We start from the raw sequence: 14,303 nt of genomic DNA, 5'->3' as shown, positions 1-14,303 counted from the left end.
GTTACTCCGCCATACGCGCCTGCGCTGACGGTGTGAGGTAAGGATAAAACATGGCGGAGAAAATTTTACTGTAATGTTTTATCGCCTGGCTTCCCCTCAGCTTCCCGGTTAATTCATTATTCGACAACCAAAAATCTCCCATAATAAATATCTGCGTTACCAGCGACTCCCAGATACTTTCCGGAAAATCGGTCCGGAAAATCCCCGCCGCTTTCAACTGGCCGAAAATAATGAAGAATTCTTTTTCCCGGCGTTGTGTGAGCGCATAATAGTCTTTCCTGATGGCAGGCACGCGCAGGCTTATCTCCACGAAATGTAAAAATATAAAACGGTATTTATAGGCCAGCTCCAGCGAACGGACAGAAAAATCCTGAAGCGTATCCAGTGTAACGGGATTAATTAATTCCAGTTCCGAAACCAGGTCATCAAAACCGGCTGCCAACTGCTCATAAAGTGTCTTTATGATTTCATCTGTTTGCCTGAAATGATAATGCAAATTACCCGGGCTGATGCCCATTTTTGCCGCAATATGCCTGCTGGTAATTGTGTTTACACCCTGACTGTTGTAAAGTTCCAGCGCCGTTCTGAGAATATTTGTCCGCGTATCCATAGTCAAATTTAGAACAATTGATCTAAAAATAGTAATATTTAGTATATTTGTTCTAAATACCGATAATATGAATAACGAACCAGATGATCTGCAGGAGGAAGACAAGCCTTTACTGCAAAGATTAAGGAACAGTATTCTTCCTGTTAAATCAACAGACGCCACGCCTGTAAGATTATTGAAAGACAGTGCATTTTACCTGTTTGCCGTAATGGCGTTACTTGTTACACTGCTGCTCGGAGGCGCTATTATGTTTGTATTATAAGATGAAACGCTTATTTGATCCGTTCTTCCTGAGTTACTGCGGACTATGGAGTATCATCCACTTCTTCCGGTATATAGAGCACCCGGTTCCGCTGCTCAATGGACACCTCACCGATTTCATGGCGGTACCTGCTATAGCGCACCTTGCGCTTACTTTTACGCGTAGCTATATTGTCCGCGACGAAAGTTACAGTTATCCATTCTCTTACCTGCTGTTTATCGTACTATATTTGTCGGTTGTTTTTGAATGGGTAATGCCACAGTTTTCTGCTGCCTACACCGGAGATATGTGGGATGTAGTAATGTACTTTGGAGGAGGATTATTTTATTATTATGTACATGAAAAACGGATTACATTAAAGGGAAAGATGCCCTCCTGATACTCATCTCAAACCAATACACCCCGCCACCATCAATGCCACCGTACCTACAGCCGCCACCGTCCGCACCGTATTCAACCGGTTCCACCGTTCCTCGAACGCTGTCCGCTGCTGCGCCAGCTGCCCCGCAGAAGCGGCGGCAAGATCCGCTTTATCCAACGCATTATTGAGCGGAACATTGCCGGCCATCGTCACACCAAAAACGCCAATAAAATAAACGAATGTAGCACCCAATACACACCAGCTTCCAGGCGACACGGAATAACTGAAATAAGCCCAGGTGCAAACAGGCAATAAAGCCAGGGAGCCTAAAAAAGAAGCAAAAAATACCGGATTGAGGATAGCCCGGTTGATAGATTGCATGGCCGACAAATAACCGATATCAGATAACCGGCCAAGCCCCGGGTTAACAGAACAGGAATAGGCGTAAAAAAGTCCTCCCATCAATGCAGTGGAAACGGCCGTAATTCCCAATAAAATCTGCAGGAAAGTTAGTCCCATGAACGAAAAGTTTAAATGACGTGGGCAATATATCTTACCTGAAAATATAACATCCCCCTCATATAAACTATAACTGATTTACCAGCTGAGTTCCGTCAAACTCACTGTACCACTCATGTTTAGATTCTTAATTAAATTGGGGCTACAATACAATGATCTGAGAGACCGTAATCCACGAATTTTCAGGGTCGACAAAAACATATTGTCATCGAGGTCCACCTTTTCCAGTTTTTTTAAAGAGGTAAGATCAATGGAAGAAATATTATTATTGTTCAGGTTCAGTTTTTTCACCCCCGATCCTTCCGCCACAAATTCTACGAGGCTATTATACTGCAGTTCTACATTTTCCAGGTTCGGCAGGTGACTGAAATTCACTTTAAATAAAGCGTTCCGGTACATCTTCAGATCGTTCAGCTTATTAAGCCCGGTGAGATCCAGCGCACGGATCTTGTTATCATTGAGGTACATGGTTTCCAGGTTGGTGAGGCCTTTCACACGTGCATACTCCATGTTGTTATCAGCGCCGTAAATACTTCTCAGGCTGGCCATCCCTTCCAGGTCCAGTGTTTTGATCTGGTTATCATAAAAACCAAATTCCTTGAGGTTGGTAAAACTTTTAATACCGGTAAGATTGGCAATACCGGCGCCATTTACATACAGCCGGGTCACCTTCTGGGCTTCGGCGACCTGTATCTCCCCGTCGTTGTTGGTATCAAAGCCCTGGTTGATCAGCGCCGCTTTGAAATTGGCATCCGGAATTTTGACGGTTTGCGCCTGTATTTGCAATGCCATCAAAAGAACAGCAAATAAAAATATCTTCTTCATGGCGTTGTTTAGTTACTGATAACGGTATTCACTACTTCTCCCTCTTTATTTACTTCTACAAATCCGGCTACTTCATCTTCTGCTTGATAATAATAAGAATAGGCATTATAAATAGGTTCAGACCTGACTTCATTGCCGCTGTATACGTTGTAAAAGGTACGGGTACCGGTGCGGAGGATAAGATTCTTCTTCCGCTCATACTCAATCCAGGTAACGAGATAATACTTTCCCGGTTTGAGTTCTGTAAATTCAAAGTTACCCTGGTCATCCAGGTAGCGGCCTTCTATGCGGTAAGTGAAGGCGTCGTTAGTCATGGAGGCTTGTTTCTTTCCTTTGTTGTACTTCTTCTTCAGCTCAAGAAACTCAGTAAAATAAGGGGTTACCGGAAACAGGATGATATTATGGCCTTTTGTGGCAAAATTAACTTTGCCTTTCTTTTTCAGAGAAGCATTACCCCGGATGGTAGCAGTGCCGGGCTCCAGTAACTTGTTGGTAGCCGCCTCATCGAAGGAAGCAGCAGGGAGAATATATTCCACTCCTTTTTGTGCAGATGCCGTGATGGAAGCCGATGCAAAGTATAACATACAACTGATCAGCAGTGATTTCCGGTTCATAACAAGTTCTGTTTTTAATATTCCAGCCACATGATAACCATGGGGAAAATTATACCCCAAAAGACGGAATACCACGGCAATTCAGCAATACCTGCAAACAGTCATTTAAATCTACCTGGATACAGGTATAAAAAAAACCGCATGGATCCATGCGGTTATATAGCTTTCCGGAGATGATTAAGCCAGTGTTTCTGTATATTTCTTGAAATTATCCAGGATAGCCTGCCAGCCGCCCTGTTGCATTTCAACGCTATGGGTGTCTTCTGCGTCAAAGGTTTCTGTAACAGCAGTGGTGTCGCCGGCAGCGGAGAAGGTCACCCGTACTGTTCTGCCATCACCCATGGTGTAGGTAATGAGTTCGTGTTCCCTCACTTCGTCGTACACGCCACCGAAATCAAAACCAAAACTGCCGTCTTTAGCTTCCATGCGGGTTTCGAACTTACCACCCGGGCGCAGGTCATTTACAGACTTTGGAGAGTGCCAGTCCTCTGAAGCAGTATTCCACTTAACAATATGTTCGGACGCATTCCACAACTCCCATACTTTTGCAACTGGTGCATTAATGGTTGCGCTTACCGTGATCTTCGTTGTGTTATTAGCTGTTTGCATGTTTTTAAGATTTAAATGTTAACCGTTGTTGTTAATGCAAACATAGCACGAGTATTTTATTCCCGGCATGGCTGAATACGACAAAATAGTGTCCTGTTTGCGACAGCCACCGCAATACCGGCTTACTTCCATTTGACCACCGTAAATACTATGGAAGAATAGTGGTCCTTTTCATACAGTACACCTATTTTCTTCCGGTCCAGCTGTACAATGTCGGAGTACGCCGCATAGCCATATCCGGCTTTTTTTGAGCCATCCCCTTTATAGATCACATAGCTTTTTTTCCAGGTGTGCCCGTCGTCGAAACTGATGCGGAGTGTGAGGTTATCCCTTTCCAGCGAGTCGGCGGCGTTGCAAAAGGCGAGTATATTTTTCCCTTTAGAAGTACCTATGTTCAGGATGCTGCCCTGGCATACGGCGTCTACCAGCTGGTGGTCAAAATAAGTGGTATCCCAGGTAGCGCCGCCATCACTGCTGACAGACACAATCCGCTCCTTCACATCCTTTGCCTGGTTACGGCTGTTCATCATCAGCTTATCGCCGGAGAGCTGAGCAGCCATCGATTCATTGCTACCGGGCAAATTAATACTGTTGCCTAAATGAAATGTTTTGCCATGATCATCGGTGTAGTACCCATGTGCCACATAATGCCGGGCGCCGGGCAATGCTTTGCCCGCAGTGTGATTGGCAGCAATAAAAATTCTTCCTTTAAATTTCCCTTCCGAAAACTGCATAACATGGCCAGGAGTGTTGGCGTAATAGCGCCAGTCTTCCGCAAAATTAAACGCCGGGTCAATATCCGGTTGCTTAGGACGATGTACCTGCAGGGTAATATCCACCGGCGCCGCCCAGGTGCGACCACCATCCGCAGAGGTGATGTAATAGCAGTGCTTTATTCCCTTGCCTTTAATAATATCCCCCTCCTTGTGTGTGCCTGTGTTGTAAAAAAGAAAGACCCTTCCCTGCGGATAGGCCGGATCGGTAAGATCTACCACCGGCGCGGGGTTGGAGAGCTGCAGGTTATCGGCGCCTGCCACCACCTGCATGGGCGACCAGGTTTTGCCTTTATCCTTACTGCGTTTCATCACCATATCAATATCCCCGAAATCGTCCATCCCGTTTACACGGCCTTCTGCAAAAGCCAGCAAGTCGCCACCGGGCAATGCAATAATTGCAGGGATGCGGAATGTTTTATAACCATCTGTTCCGGAAATAAAAACAGGTACTTCTTTTTGCTGTGCATACGCAGTGCCAAGGCACATCAGCAGCAGCACGGGCATTATCTTTTTAATCATCATTATTTATTTTATCAGGTCAATATCATTGGTTTTCGGATGCAAAAAACAGAGTTGAATAATGATCGCTACCAGTACAATTCCCGCCAGCATGGCAAAGCTTTGCCCGAGGTTGCCCGCATCCGTGGAGCGTCCCAGCAAATCGGTGATAAATGCGCCGGCAAATACGCCGGACATATTCAGGATTCCATAAGCAGTAGCCCGGTACCCTGATGGTACAAACTGGCAGAGGATAGGCATGTTATTGCCATCAAACATACCAAAGCCTACACCAAACAGCACGGCCGCTCCCATTATGTGCGCCAGGCTGTGCCCCAGTCCTATCAGCAGCAATGCAGGGATGGTCAGCGATAAGCCGATGGCGCTGGTGTAAATTCTTCCCTTGTTATTTCGCTGTACCCACTTGTCAGATAATATGCCTCCGAAAATTACCCCGAGGAAAGAAGAAGCCGCGATAGTAATGGTAGATAAAGGGCCTGCGGCCGACATATCTATCTGTAAACTTTCAGAAAATAAAGTCGGCAGCCAGTTTTTGATCCCCCAGCCAGGGAGACTCGGAATAGCAAAATAAAACAGGAGTATCCAGAAAGAAATATTTGTCATCAGTAATCCAAACCCTTTCAGAAAAGGAGGCCGCTCCTTTGCCGCATCCGGCGGACCCTTCACGGCTTCCCTCAAACATACGATCAACACCAGGGCGTATACAATACCAATAATACCAAACGTATGAAAGGTGGCATGCCACGAAAACCTGGCGGCAATTGTAGCGCCAAAACCGCCAAGCGCCTGTCCCATGTAAAGCCCGGTCATATGAATGCCCACGGCCAGCGAACGGGTGGCAGAGGAATGGAAATCTGCTATAAGCGACAGTCCGGCCGGTATATACAACGCCTCGCTAACACCCATCACCGCGCGTAACCAATACAGCTGCTGAAAAGTAGTGGCATAGCCCATGGCAAATGTTACCCCGGACCACACAAACAGGCTGCCCACAATCAGCCATTTCCGGTTAAGCCTGTCCGCAATGATACCCGACAACGGGCTCATAAATCCATAGATCCACAGGAAAATGGCCATCAGGTAACCAAAATTGGTGGCCGATTGCAAAGCCGAAATATCCACCTGCATGGCGGGTTTCATGGTCGACAACATCTGCCTGTCCATGTAATTCAGCAAAGCTACTACCCATAGCAACCCTACTACTACCCAGCGATAACTTCCTTTATTGGACATGATACTCAGATCAGTTGAAAAATAATTTACCCGAAATTATTACCGGCGTGCGCACTCCCGCTTTTATTTCCCCGGAAGGAATCATGATCACCCCGTTCCACAGCAATGCGGTAGTGGTAACAGGTCCTTCCATCGTTAAAGCGGTTGTTGCTTTCCATTGGCCGGTGGTGGTGTTATACAGTAATACTTCTTTTGTGAATCCCGGATGCCCATTTAGCAACGCTTTCTTTTCGTTTGTCAGCGCTTCTTTCCGGATGGCATCAGTGGCCGTACTGATGGCGGCATTCAGTGCTTCCATTTTACTGAATACGGCTCCTTTGTCGCCACTGCAATACAGGATTTCATGATCCCCCACGGCGAGCCCGGTGCCGGTGGATACAGGATAAGGCAGCGGATTTTTCCGGGTCCATGCTTTTGTATGCAGATCATAGCGGTAGGTGGTATTAAAAATATCGCTGATGCCGTTACTATTTTTCCGTCTGCCTCCGACCAGGTACGCACCGCCATCCTGTATAGCCATTACGGCGTGGGAAACGGCCACCGGTATATCTGCCAGCGTTTGCCAGGCAGCGCCCGGCGTGGATACATCCAACGAAAAGAATTTGGCTGAGGGACCGTTCACCGATTCGCCACCGGCCATATACAGCGTATGCTGATAACAGGCGCCCGATAAATTGGTGAGCGCCACCGGTAATGATGGCAGTGATGTGAAAGTAATTTCACCGGCAGTGTTACACGTTAGCAACATTACTTTATCCGTGGGACCGTGATCATTTTCACCACCTGCGTAAATAAGTCCTTCCGGTATGCTCACATTGGCGCTATACGCCAGTGGTTGCGGCAATGTTTGCCGGCTTACAACACCCGGCAGCACATTTCCTTTTCCATCCTGCCGGAAAATATAAATGTCCTGTTTATAACTTTTTATACCGCCGTTCCAGGGCATGGCCGCCGGGAAATTAGCGCCACCAGCTATGATCATTATGTCATTACTAATGCCTGCTACCGGCCCGGCTACGCCGGGTTGCACCGGTTGGCCGGCAGCAGGCGGAAGCACTGCCGCCACCGACCATTGCACATTTCTTACCTGGGCGTTGATACTGTTCACTGTTGTCATCATAAATATCGAATAAAGCAGGTGTTTCATGAATGCTGTACTTTCTGAAAAAATGAAATGGCTTCCAGCTCTTTATACAATTTATCATATTGCGCGGGAGTAAACGTGGTTAATGGCAGCCGGCATGGCCCCAGGTCCCAGCCCAGCATTTTCATAATCGCCTTCTGCGCCGGTATGGGCGGGTATTTCGCAAAGATCCTGATCACCTCCACCATGAATAAATGCTGTTGCTGCGCGGCTTTTATATCGCCCTTTTCAAAATACGCTTTTGTTTGCAGATACAGCGGTGCGGCAAAGGTATAGGTGCTGCCAATAGCGCCTTTGGCGCCCACAGCCAATGCGGGCAGCAACAACTCATCGAAGCCGAACAGCACATCAAAACGGCCGTCCTGATAATTAAAACAGGATTGATATTCCTGGATGGTGGAAGAGGTGTATTTGATACCGGCAAGATTGGGTATCCTGTCGCCGGCTATTTCCAGGAACTCCATCATATCCATGCCTACACCGGTGAGTGTAGGAATATGATAATAGTAAAAAGGCAGTGCAGGCGCGGCAGCGGCAATATCCGCCATGGCATCGGCGAGCACTTGTACCGAAGTGGGCTTAAAATAAAATGCGGCCACCGAGGAAAAGGCGTCTGCACCTATGGAGGCGGCATGGGCGGCCAGCTTCCGCGACTCAGCGATGCTGCTGTGACCAACGTGCACAATGATCAGCAACCGCTTAGCGGCTGCTTTTACAAATGCTTCTGCTACCTGCATTCTTTCTTCGGTGGTCATGTTTGGACCTTCGCCATTGCTGCCGCAAACAAATATTCCTTTTAAGCCGTCTTTTACCAGCTTGTCTGTTAAAGCGGGTACCAGCTCCAGGTTCAGGGAGCCATCCCCGTGAAAGGGCGTAAATGCGGCAGCGATCAGTCCTTCAATATGTTCATGCTTCATGAAATGATACTTTTATATTGGGTTATTCGGGTTTCGAAGTAGCGTAACCGGGCGTTTGGTTAACGAGCAAATCGGTGGTCCATACGTTGGCATCGATCGGCCATAATATTTTATATGCCTGTGTGGCTTTATTCAGCACGCCAAAAGGATGGCCTGCATTGATAAATACCAGCGGCTCATTGCCGTATTTCATCCTGCGCAAATCGTACCAGCGTTTGCCTTCATGTACAAACTCTTTGCTGCGCTCTGCGAAGATGGCAAGTTCATTGGCATCTTTAGACGAATTTACGAAAGGAGCCGGATCAATACCAGGGCCGCCGAAGGCACGGTCGCGCACGGCTTTGATATAAGGCGACGGATCGCCCCCTTCTGCATTCACTATTTCTGCCAGCATCAACAGCCGGTCGGCCTCGCGATAAACGGGCCAGTCGTCGGAGAAATATCTCTTTTGTGTTACGGCATCAAAAGTGCCGAGGAATTTACGCAATACGGTGTTCCGCACTTTCACTACGGGTGTTCCACTGGTTTTATCTACTTTATAAAAATCGTAAAAGGTAGCCGCTTTGCGCTGGTCCAGGTGATCATAAGTCTGGAATAATTTAAAACTGTAACGGTAACGTTGAATAATCTGTTTTGAATTTACCTGTCCGATGTTCAGCGGATCCGTGAGCTTTGGCCCGGAGGCGAGTGAATCCGCGTACCAGTCCTGCGCCATACCGGGCAGGTCGTAGGTAAACAATGATACGCTGGACATTTCCGCTTCGTTTACCATGAAAGAAATCGCAAAAATGATTTCGCTATTTTTCTTGTTGGCATAAGCAAATACGTCGCTGAACTTTGGCAACAAACTGGTACCTGTTACAGCATTGAGCGCCGATTTCGCGGTGGCCAGATCCGCCGTGTTACCATACACCCTGGCTGACCATAAATATATTTCACCTTTCAGCATTAATGCCGCCGCCGGCGACCATTGTCCTTTGGATTTTGCCGCCGCCGTACCAAAATTAGTGACCGCCTTATCCACATCCGACTTCACCGACGCCAGCACTGCTGCTTCCGTAGCCCGTGGCATGCGCAGTAATACGGGATCTGTTACACCGTTAGCCACATCAGGAGTTAGCCGCAGCGGCACACCACCATAAGTACGTAACAGGTGAAAATAGTAATAGGCCCTCATGGCATATGCCTGGCCAAGCAGGTATTTCTTTTTATCATCTCCCAAAAAACCGGCTGCTTCCACTTTTTGTATAAAGAGATTTATTTGTAAGATGGGTCCGTAGAATCCGGCCCAATTGTTCACACCGGAAACGTTTTCTTCCAACCGTTGCTCGATAAGGGGACTTTCCTGCAACGATAATGAAAAAGCTTCTTCCGTGGTGAAGCCACCACCACGCATTTCCCCCAACCGGAAGAATTGAAACTGGTCGTTGCGGAACTCGTTATGCAGCCCTGTCATAAAGCTGGTGATCTGTGCTTCATTCTTCCAGAAGTTAACATCTCCAAAAGAATCTTCCGGCGACAACTGCAATGTTTTTTTACAGGAGCTGGCAGCCGTTACTATCAGTGCCAGCAGGAAAATATATGTTGTTTTCATGAGTGCTGATTTGATGCGTTAGAAGGTGAGGTTAGCGGAGAATACCAGTGATGTGGGAATCGTATATACGCCATCCTGCTGCCCGGTGCGTTCCGGCAGTGCCAGCATTTTATTGCTGATGTATCCAAGGTTTTGCCCGGTGACCATGACCGTTAAGCCCGCAATATTTGCGTTATTAAGTATCTTCTTCGGCACTATGTAGCTCAGCGTTACTTCGCGGAAAGCCAGATAGCTGGAGTTTTTCCAGAACATGTCGCTGTGACGGTCGTAGTTCTTTTTCAGCTGCTGATCCTGGTTTACATAGATGGGATATTTAGCGTTGGGATTTTCCGGTGTCCAGGTATCTTTCACCAGGTCAGTGCCGTTGAATTCGCCCTGCATGCTGCCGAGCGCCCACATTTGTTTTACATCCATTTGCATAAAACCGATGGCGTAATCAAGACGGGCAAACAGCTGTAATCCTTTCCAGCCGGCAGCTACATTGAACCCGCCGGTCCAGCGCGGAATAGTGTGGCCTAAGGATACGCGGTCCCTGAAATCGATCGTATCGTTCCTGTCGAGGTCTTTCCATTTCATATCACCGAGACTGGTAGCCCAGAATCCGGTGAGCCCGTTTTTATCTATCAGCTGCTGACTGGCCACCGGGCGGCCGGCGGCGTTGTTCAGCTGTACCTGGCCGGCAGCGAGATCTATTTTATTATAGGCCGCTAAATCAGCGGTTGTTCTGATGATGCCATCTGTTACATAGCCGAATACTTCGCCCGGCTCCTGCCCTTCCTGCAAACCGCCGGCCCATATAAGCCTGCCGGTAGATGGATCATAGATCTGCACCCCGTTCTGGCGGTTATTTTCATTTCCGTTGTACGGCAATTTCAACACTACATTTTTATTCCACGCCACATTAGCGCCCACGCTAACATTCCAGTTGCCCGACTGCAATACTTTATAATTCAGGTCTGCTTCAAATCCCCTGTTCCGCATGGATCCGTTGTTGGTGAGGATGCTGCCTACACCGGCGGATCCGGGCAGGTTTACGCTGGCAATTTTATCGGTGGTGATCCGGTTGTAATAAGCGATGCTTCCGTTCAGGCGGTTATTGAATAATCCGTATTCCACGGCGCCTTCAACGGTATTTGTTTTCTCCCACCGCAAGCCGGGGTTGGGAATATTACCCAATGAAAATCCGATCACGCTTTCATAACGGGTAGTAGCCGGGTAGCCACCCTGGAGGGAATATACATCGATAGTGCCGTCGGAACGTTTTCCCACTTCACCGATGTTACCATTCTTTCCCCAGCTGCCGCGCAATTTCAGGAAGGATAGCCACTTGCCGGTATTCACCATAAAGTTTTCCTTGTGCAGCAGCCAGCCCACGGAAGCACCGGGAAACAGGCCATACTGGTTATCGCCTATCAGCCTGGAATAGCCGTCCCTTCTGGCGGTAAACGTAGCGAGGTATTTTCCTTTCCAGTCGTAGTTAATACGCCCAAAGCCAGAGAAGATACGTTCCCGGAGGTGATACGAATTTTGCCCGCGGGTGTTGGCATCACTGGAGGTTAATCCCAATGTCGGGAAATCATCTGTTGGCGACAGTTTCCCGCTGGCCGACAAACCATAATTATAAGCGTCAAAAAATTCACCGCCGATCATGGCGTCGATGCTGTGATCGTCGTGAATAATTTTATTGTAGTGGAGGGTTGCGTTATAGGTTTGACGCACCGTGCGATCGAAGGCAGCACTGCTGTTGCGGGTGCGGTCCCATCCTGCGTTGGGATCGGTTTTACTCATTACGCCGGTACGGAAATCTTTATTGAATGATTCGTTAAAGCTTTCGTCGTACATGAGAATGGCGCCCACTCTGAAGTAGAGGTCTTTGTACAGGTCAACTTTAAAAGATTGCGCGAGGGTAAATTTATCCGCCTGGTTTTTCCGGGAATATTTGTCCATGTTCACGGCGGGGTTACCATCGCCTGCATTCCTTCCCAGGAGCGGTTCCCCGTTGGTATTGCTGCCACGCATGGTAGGCGCGGCCATCAGCAAACGCCCCCAGTAATTCACATCACTGGTTTGCGCCTGATCACGGGAGTTGGCGCGGGAAAAGGACACGTTGCTTTCCGACTTCAGCCAGGTCCTTATTTTATAATCGCCGTTGAGCGTAAAATTCAGTCGCTTGTAAAACGATTTGCGCGCAATACCATCTTCGTTATAATAACCGAGGTTGGCATAGTAGGCGCCTTTTTCGTTACCACCGGTCATACTGATATTATAATCCTGTGTAAGTGATTTCTTATTAAAGGCATTGTCTCCATAACTGAAGCCTTTATAGATAAGATCTGCATAGGTACCATTGGGATCATACTGCCCTGCGGCATTGGTGGGGATAGCGTCTTTCATCACTTTCCAGCCGTCGTTGGCGGAGAGCAGTTCCCTGTTCTGATCGGTGAGGCGCATGGGGCTGAATAAGGCATTGAGGTTGTAGTTGCCGTCTACAATATTTCCATCGGCATCTTTATAAACGTTCCCGGTACCACGTGGCCCTGAAGCATTGAGCAGGCTTTGGTTACCGTTTACCTTATAGGTTTCCATCAGTGCTTTTCTTCCCCAGTATAAATATTCTTCCGGGGTGAGTAAGGTATAGGGAGAATTTAAATAGTTGAAACCTGTTTTTACTTTCAGGTTAATTTCTGATGTCCCCGACTTTCCTCTTTTGGTGGTGATCATGATAACGCCGTTGCTGGCGCGGGCGCCGTAGATGGCAGTAGCGGATGCGTCTTTCAGTACTTCCATACTGGCAATATCTTCCGGGTTGATATCACTTAAAGAGGGGCGGAATTGTCCGTCGATGATGATGAGTGGACTGCCGGAGCCATCGAAGTTGGTACCACCGCGAAGAATGATGTTGGGGATAGCGCCGGGTTTACCTGAGTTGGTGGATACCCGTACCCCTGCAATGGTGCCGGCCAGCGCCTGTGCGGGGTTGGCGCGGATACCGGATTCGAGGATCCGTTTGTCCAGTCGTGCTACTGATGCCGTCAGGCTGCTCTTCTTTTGTGTGCCATATCCCACTACTATTACTTCATCCATTTTAGAGGTAGCGGATACCAGGGAGATGTTTACCGTAGTACGGTTTCCTGCGGCGATTTCCTGCGGCGTAAACCCGATATAGGAAATGCGTAGCACATCTTCGGGTGCGGCTGCTATGGTGAAATAGCCTTCCGCGTTGGTGATGGTGGCCGTTTTCTTTCCTTTGATGACAATGCTTACACCAGGCAGTGGCTGCTGATCCTCTGAAGAGATGATCCTGCCGGTGATTTTCTTTGGTTGAGCTACAGCTATTGTACTGATGGCAATGGCAAGGAGTACCCCCATCAGTTTGTTGAGAGCAATTTTCATACGGGAATTTGTTTAGACAATTAACTTGTACTAATATTCTTAAATACTTATGTACTACATATTAAAATTGCCTAAAAAAATCCATACCGCAAAACATTTTTCAAAAAAAAGAAAATGCTGTGTATGGAAGGATGTATAAAACCGAAGGCCATAGCCACTTTTGGAGCAATGCAGTGGCGTAACTTATCGTGCTTACTTTTTCAACTTTTTGAAATGATGTTCAAGATGTTTCCGCATGCCTTCGCGGAATTCTTCCCGGGAGCCATTCTTCAACAGGTTTACCAAATCGATATGTGATACCTTGCCTACGATCGGTACTTTTTCTTCGTTCACCAGGTATCCGAAAATAGGAAGCAGCATCGTCTGAAAACGTTGCATGGTGCGGTTACCGGTCATCTGGTAAATTTTACCATGAAATTCTACTTCATGCTTAATCCGGAAATTTTGTTTGGTGGGCGTTGTCTTCTGACTGAGGGCAATTTTCTCCAGTTCTTCAATATCCTTTTTTGTTTTGCGGATATACAGGATATCTGCCAGCCCCATTTCCAGGGTAAGCCGCAACTCAAAAATATCCTGCAGCGTAGTATCGTCGATGATCAGCGGGTCCATTACACGTTCCATGGATCCCAGGATATCGGGGCTGGACAGTACCATGCCTCGCCGTTTTTTTGTTTCAATCATGCCCAGCATTCTCAAGCGGCTGAGGGCCTCGCGCAATACATTGCGGCTCACTCCCAGGGCTGCTGTCAGCTCCATTTCTTTTGGCAGGGCATCCCCGGGTTTGAACGATTTTCGTTTGAGATATTCCAGCAGCTTCATTTCCACCTCGTCTGCCATCGTTTTATAACTCACTTTTCCAATATCGATATGTAAATTCTCAATTCCCATAAACCAGCTGATATTTTGTTTAAATGTACTACAAATTAA

The 14,303-nt window shown here is 47.6% G+C and carries 14 protein-coding genes; 2 read left to right on the top strand and 12 right to left on the bottom strand.

The window, feature by feature from the left end; all coding sequences use genetic code 11:
* Position 1: 1 nt before the first annotated feature.
* Positions 2 to 610: a TetR/AcrR family transcriptional regulator gene (locus AB6805_RS11200; RefSeq protein WP_370909512.1), complete on the bottom strand. Its 609-nt coding sequence runs from the start codon at positions 608 to 610 to the stop codon at positions 2 to 4.
* 67 nt (positions 611 to 677) lie between these two features.
* On the opposite strand from AB6805_RS11200, the gene AB6805_RS11195 reads away from it, so the two are divergent.
* Positions 678 to 872, top strand: a complete 195-nt coding sequence (locus AB6805_RS11195; RefSeq protein WP_370909511.1) for a hypothetical protein — start codon at positions 678 to 680, stop codon at positions 870 to 872.
* A gap of 1 nt (position 873) precedes the next feature.
* Positions 874 to 1,251, top strand: a complete 378-nt coding sequence (locus AB6805_RS11190; protein ID WP_370909510.1) for a hypothetical protein — start codon at positions 874 to 876, stop codon at positions 1,249 to 1,251.
* A gap of 3 nt (positions 1,252 to 1,254) precedes the next feature.
* On the opposite strand, the gene AB6805_RS11185 is transcribed toward AB6805_RS11190, so the two are convergent.
* The 11 genes from AB6805_RS11185 to AB6805_RS11135 all read right to left on the bottom strand — a co-directional run bounded on the left by AB6805_RS11185 (position 1,255) and on the right by AB6805_RS11135 (position 14,264).
* Complete coding sequence (locus AB6805_RS11185) at positions 1,255 to 1,752, bottom strand: DUF1772 domain-containing protein (protein ID WP_370909509.1); 498 nt, start codon at positions 1,750 to 1,752, stop codon at positions 1,255 to 1,257.
* Positions 1,753 to 1,830: 78 nt separating this feature from the next.
* On the bottom strand, positions 1,831 to 2,577 hold the full coding sequence (locus tag AB6805_RS11180) for a hypothetical protein (protein ID WP_370909508.1): 747 nt from the start codon (positions 2,575 to 2,577) through the stop codon (positions 1,831 to 1,833).
* Between the two features lie 8 nt (positions 2,578 to 2,585).
* Positions 2,586 to 3,191 carry a hypothetical protein gene (locus tag AB6805_RS11175; protein ID WP_370909507.1) on the bottom strand — a complete coding sequence of 202 codons (606 nt, stop codon included), beginning with the start codon at positions 3,189 to 3,191 and terminating at the stop codon, positions 2,586 to 2,588.
* Positions 3,192 to 3,368: 177 nt separating this feature from the next.
* Positions 3,369 to 3,800 (bottom strand): SRPBCC family protein, encoded by a 432-nt coding sequence (locus tag AB6805_RS11170; protein ID WP_370909506.1) that lies wholly within the window; start codon positions 3,798 to 3,800, stop codon positions 3,369 to 3,371.
* Between the two features lie 122 nt (positions 3,801 to 3,922).
* Positions 3,923 to 5,095 (bottom strand): exo-alpha-sialidase, encoded by a 1,173-nt coding sequence (locus tag AB6805_RS11165; RefSeq protein ID WP_370909505.1) that lies wholly within the window; start codon positions 5,093 to 5,095, stop codon positions 3,923 to 3,925.
* A 6-nt stretch (positions 5,096 to 5,101) separates the two neighbouring features.
* A complete protein-coding gene (locus tag AB6805_RS11160) occupies positions 5,102 to 6,328 on the bottom strand; it encodes an MFS transporter (RefSeq protein WP_370909504.1) in 1,227 nt (408 codons plus the stop codon).
* A 10-nt stretch (positions 6,329 to 6,338) separates the two neighbouring features.
* Complete coding sequence (locus tag AB6805_RS11155; RefSeq protein ID WP_370909503.1) at positions 6,339 to 7,448, bottom strand: kelch repeat-containing protein; 1,110 nt, start codon at positions 7,446 to 7,448, stop codon at positions 6,339 to 6,341.
* Positions 7,449 to 7,471: 23 nt separating this feature from the next.
* Positions 7,472 to 8,389 (bottom strand): dihydrodipicolinate synthase family protein, encoded by a 918-nt coding sequence (locus tag AB6805_RS11150; RefSeq protein ID WP_370909502.1) that lies wholly within the window; start codon positions 8,387 to 8,389, stop codon positions 7,472 to 7,474.
* A gap of 22 nt (positions 8,390 to 8,411) precedes the next feature.
* Complete coding sequence (locus AB6805_RS11145; protein WP_370909501.1) at positions 8,412 to 9,983, bottom strand: RagB/SusD family nutrient uptake outer membrane protein; 1,572 nt, start codon at positions 9,981 to 9,983, stop codon at positions 8,412 to 8,414.
* An 18-nt stretch (positions 9,984 to 10,001) separates the two neighbouring features.
* Positions 10,002 to 13,376, bottom strand: coding sequence for a SusC/RagA family TonB-linked outer membrane protein (locus AB6805_RS11140; protein ID WP_370909500.1), 3,375 nt, complete (start codon positions 13,374 to 13,376; stop codon positions 10,002 to 10,004).
* A 192-nt stretch (positions 13,377 to 13,568) separates the two neighbouring features.
* Positions 13,569 to 14,264, bottom strand: a complete 696-nt coding sequence (locus AB6805_RS11135; protein WP_370909499.1) for a FadR/GntR family transcriptional regulator — start codon at positions 14,262 to 14,264, stop codon at positions 13,569 to 13,571.
* Between the last annotated feature and the right edge of the window lie 39 nt (positions 14,265 to 14,303).

Origin of the sequence: Chitinophaga sp. RCC_12 (assembly GCF_041360695.1) — a bacterium.
Classification (GTDB): Bacteria; Bacteroidota; Bacteroidia; order Chitinophagales; family Chitinophagaceae; genus Chitinophaga.
This window is presented reverse-complemented; position numbering and strand designations above follow the sequence as displayed.

Coding starts and splice junctions, on each gene's coding strand:
- AB6805_RS11185 (WP_370909509.1), bottom strand. CDS start 1,752: ATGGGACTAACTTTCCTGCAGATTTTATTGGGAATTACGGCCGTTTCC.
- AB6805_RS11195 (WP_370909511.1), top strand. CDS start 678: ATGAATAACGAACCAGATGATCTGCAGGAGGAAGACAAGCCTTTACTG.
- AB6805_RS11190 (WP_370909510.1), top strand. CDS start 874: ATGAAACGCTTATTTGATCCGTTCTTCCTGAGTTACTGCGGACTATGG.
- AB6805_RS11175 (WP_370909507.1), bottom strand. CDS start 3,191: ATGAACCGGAAATCACTGCTGATCAGTTGTATGTTATACTTTGCATCG.
- AB6805_RS11150 (WP_370909502.1), bottom strand. CDS start 8,389: ATGAAGCATGAACATATTGAAGGACTGATCGCTGCCGCATTTACGCCC.
- AB6805_RS11155 (WP_370909503.1), bottom strand. CDS start 7,448: ATGATGACAACAGTGAACAGTATCAACGCCCAGGTAAGAAATGTGCAA.
- AB6805_RS11180 (WP_370909508.1), bottom strand. CDS start 2,577: ATGAAGAAGATATTTTTATTTGCTGTTCTTTTGATGGCATTGCAAATA.
- AB6805_RS11135 (WP_370909499.1), bottom strand. CDS start 14,264: ATGGGAATTGAGAATTTACATATCGATATTGGAAAAGTGAGTTATAAA.
- AB6805_RS11160 (WP_370909504.1), bottom strand. CDS start 6,328: ATGTCCAATAAAGGAAGTTATCGCTGGGTAGTAGTAGGGTTGCTATGG.
- AB6805_RS11200 (WP_370909512.1), bottom strand. CDS start 610: ATGGATACGCGGACAAATATTCTCAGAACGGCGCTGGAACTTTACAAC.
- AB6805_RS11140 (WP_370909500.1), bottom strand. CDS start 13,376: ATGAAAATTGCTCTCAACAAACTGATGGGGGTACTCCTTGCCATTGCC.
- AB6805_RS11170 (WP_370909506.1), bottom strand. CDS start 3,800: ATGCAAACAGCTAATAACACAACGAAGATCACGGTAAGCGCAACCATT.
- AB6805_RS11165 (WP_370909505.1), bottom strand. CDS start 5,095: ATGATTAAAAAGATAATGCCCGTGCTGCTGCTGATGTGCCTTGGCACT.
- AB6805_RS11145 (WP_370909501.1), bottom strand. CDS start 9,983: ATGAAAACAACATATATTTTCCTGCTGGCACTGATAGTAACGGCTGCC.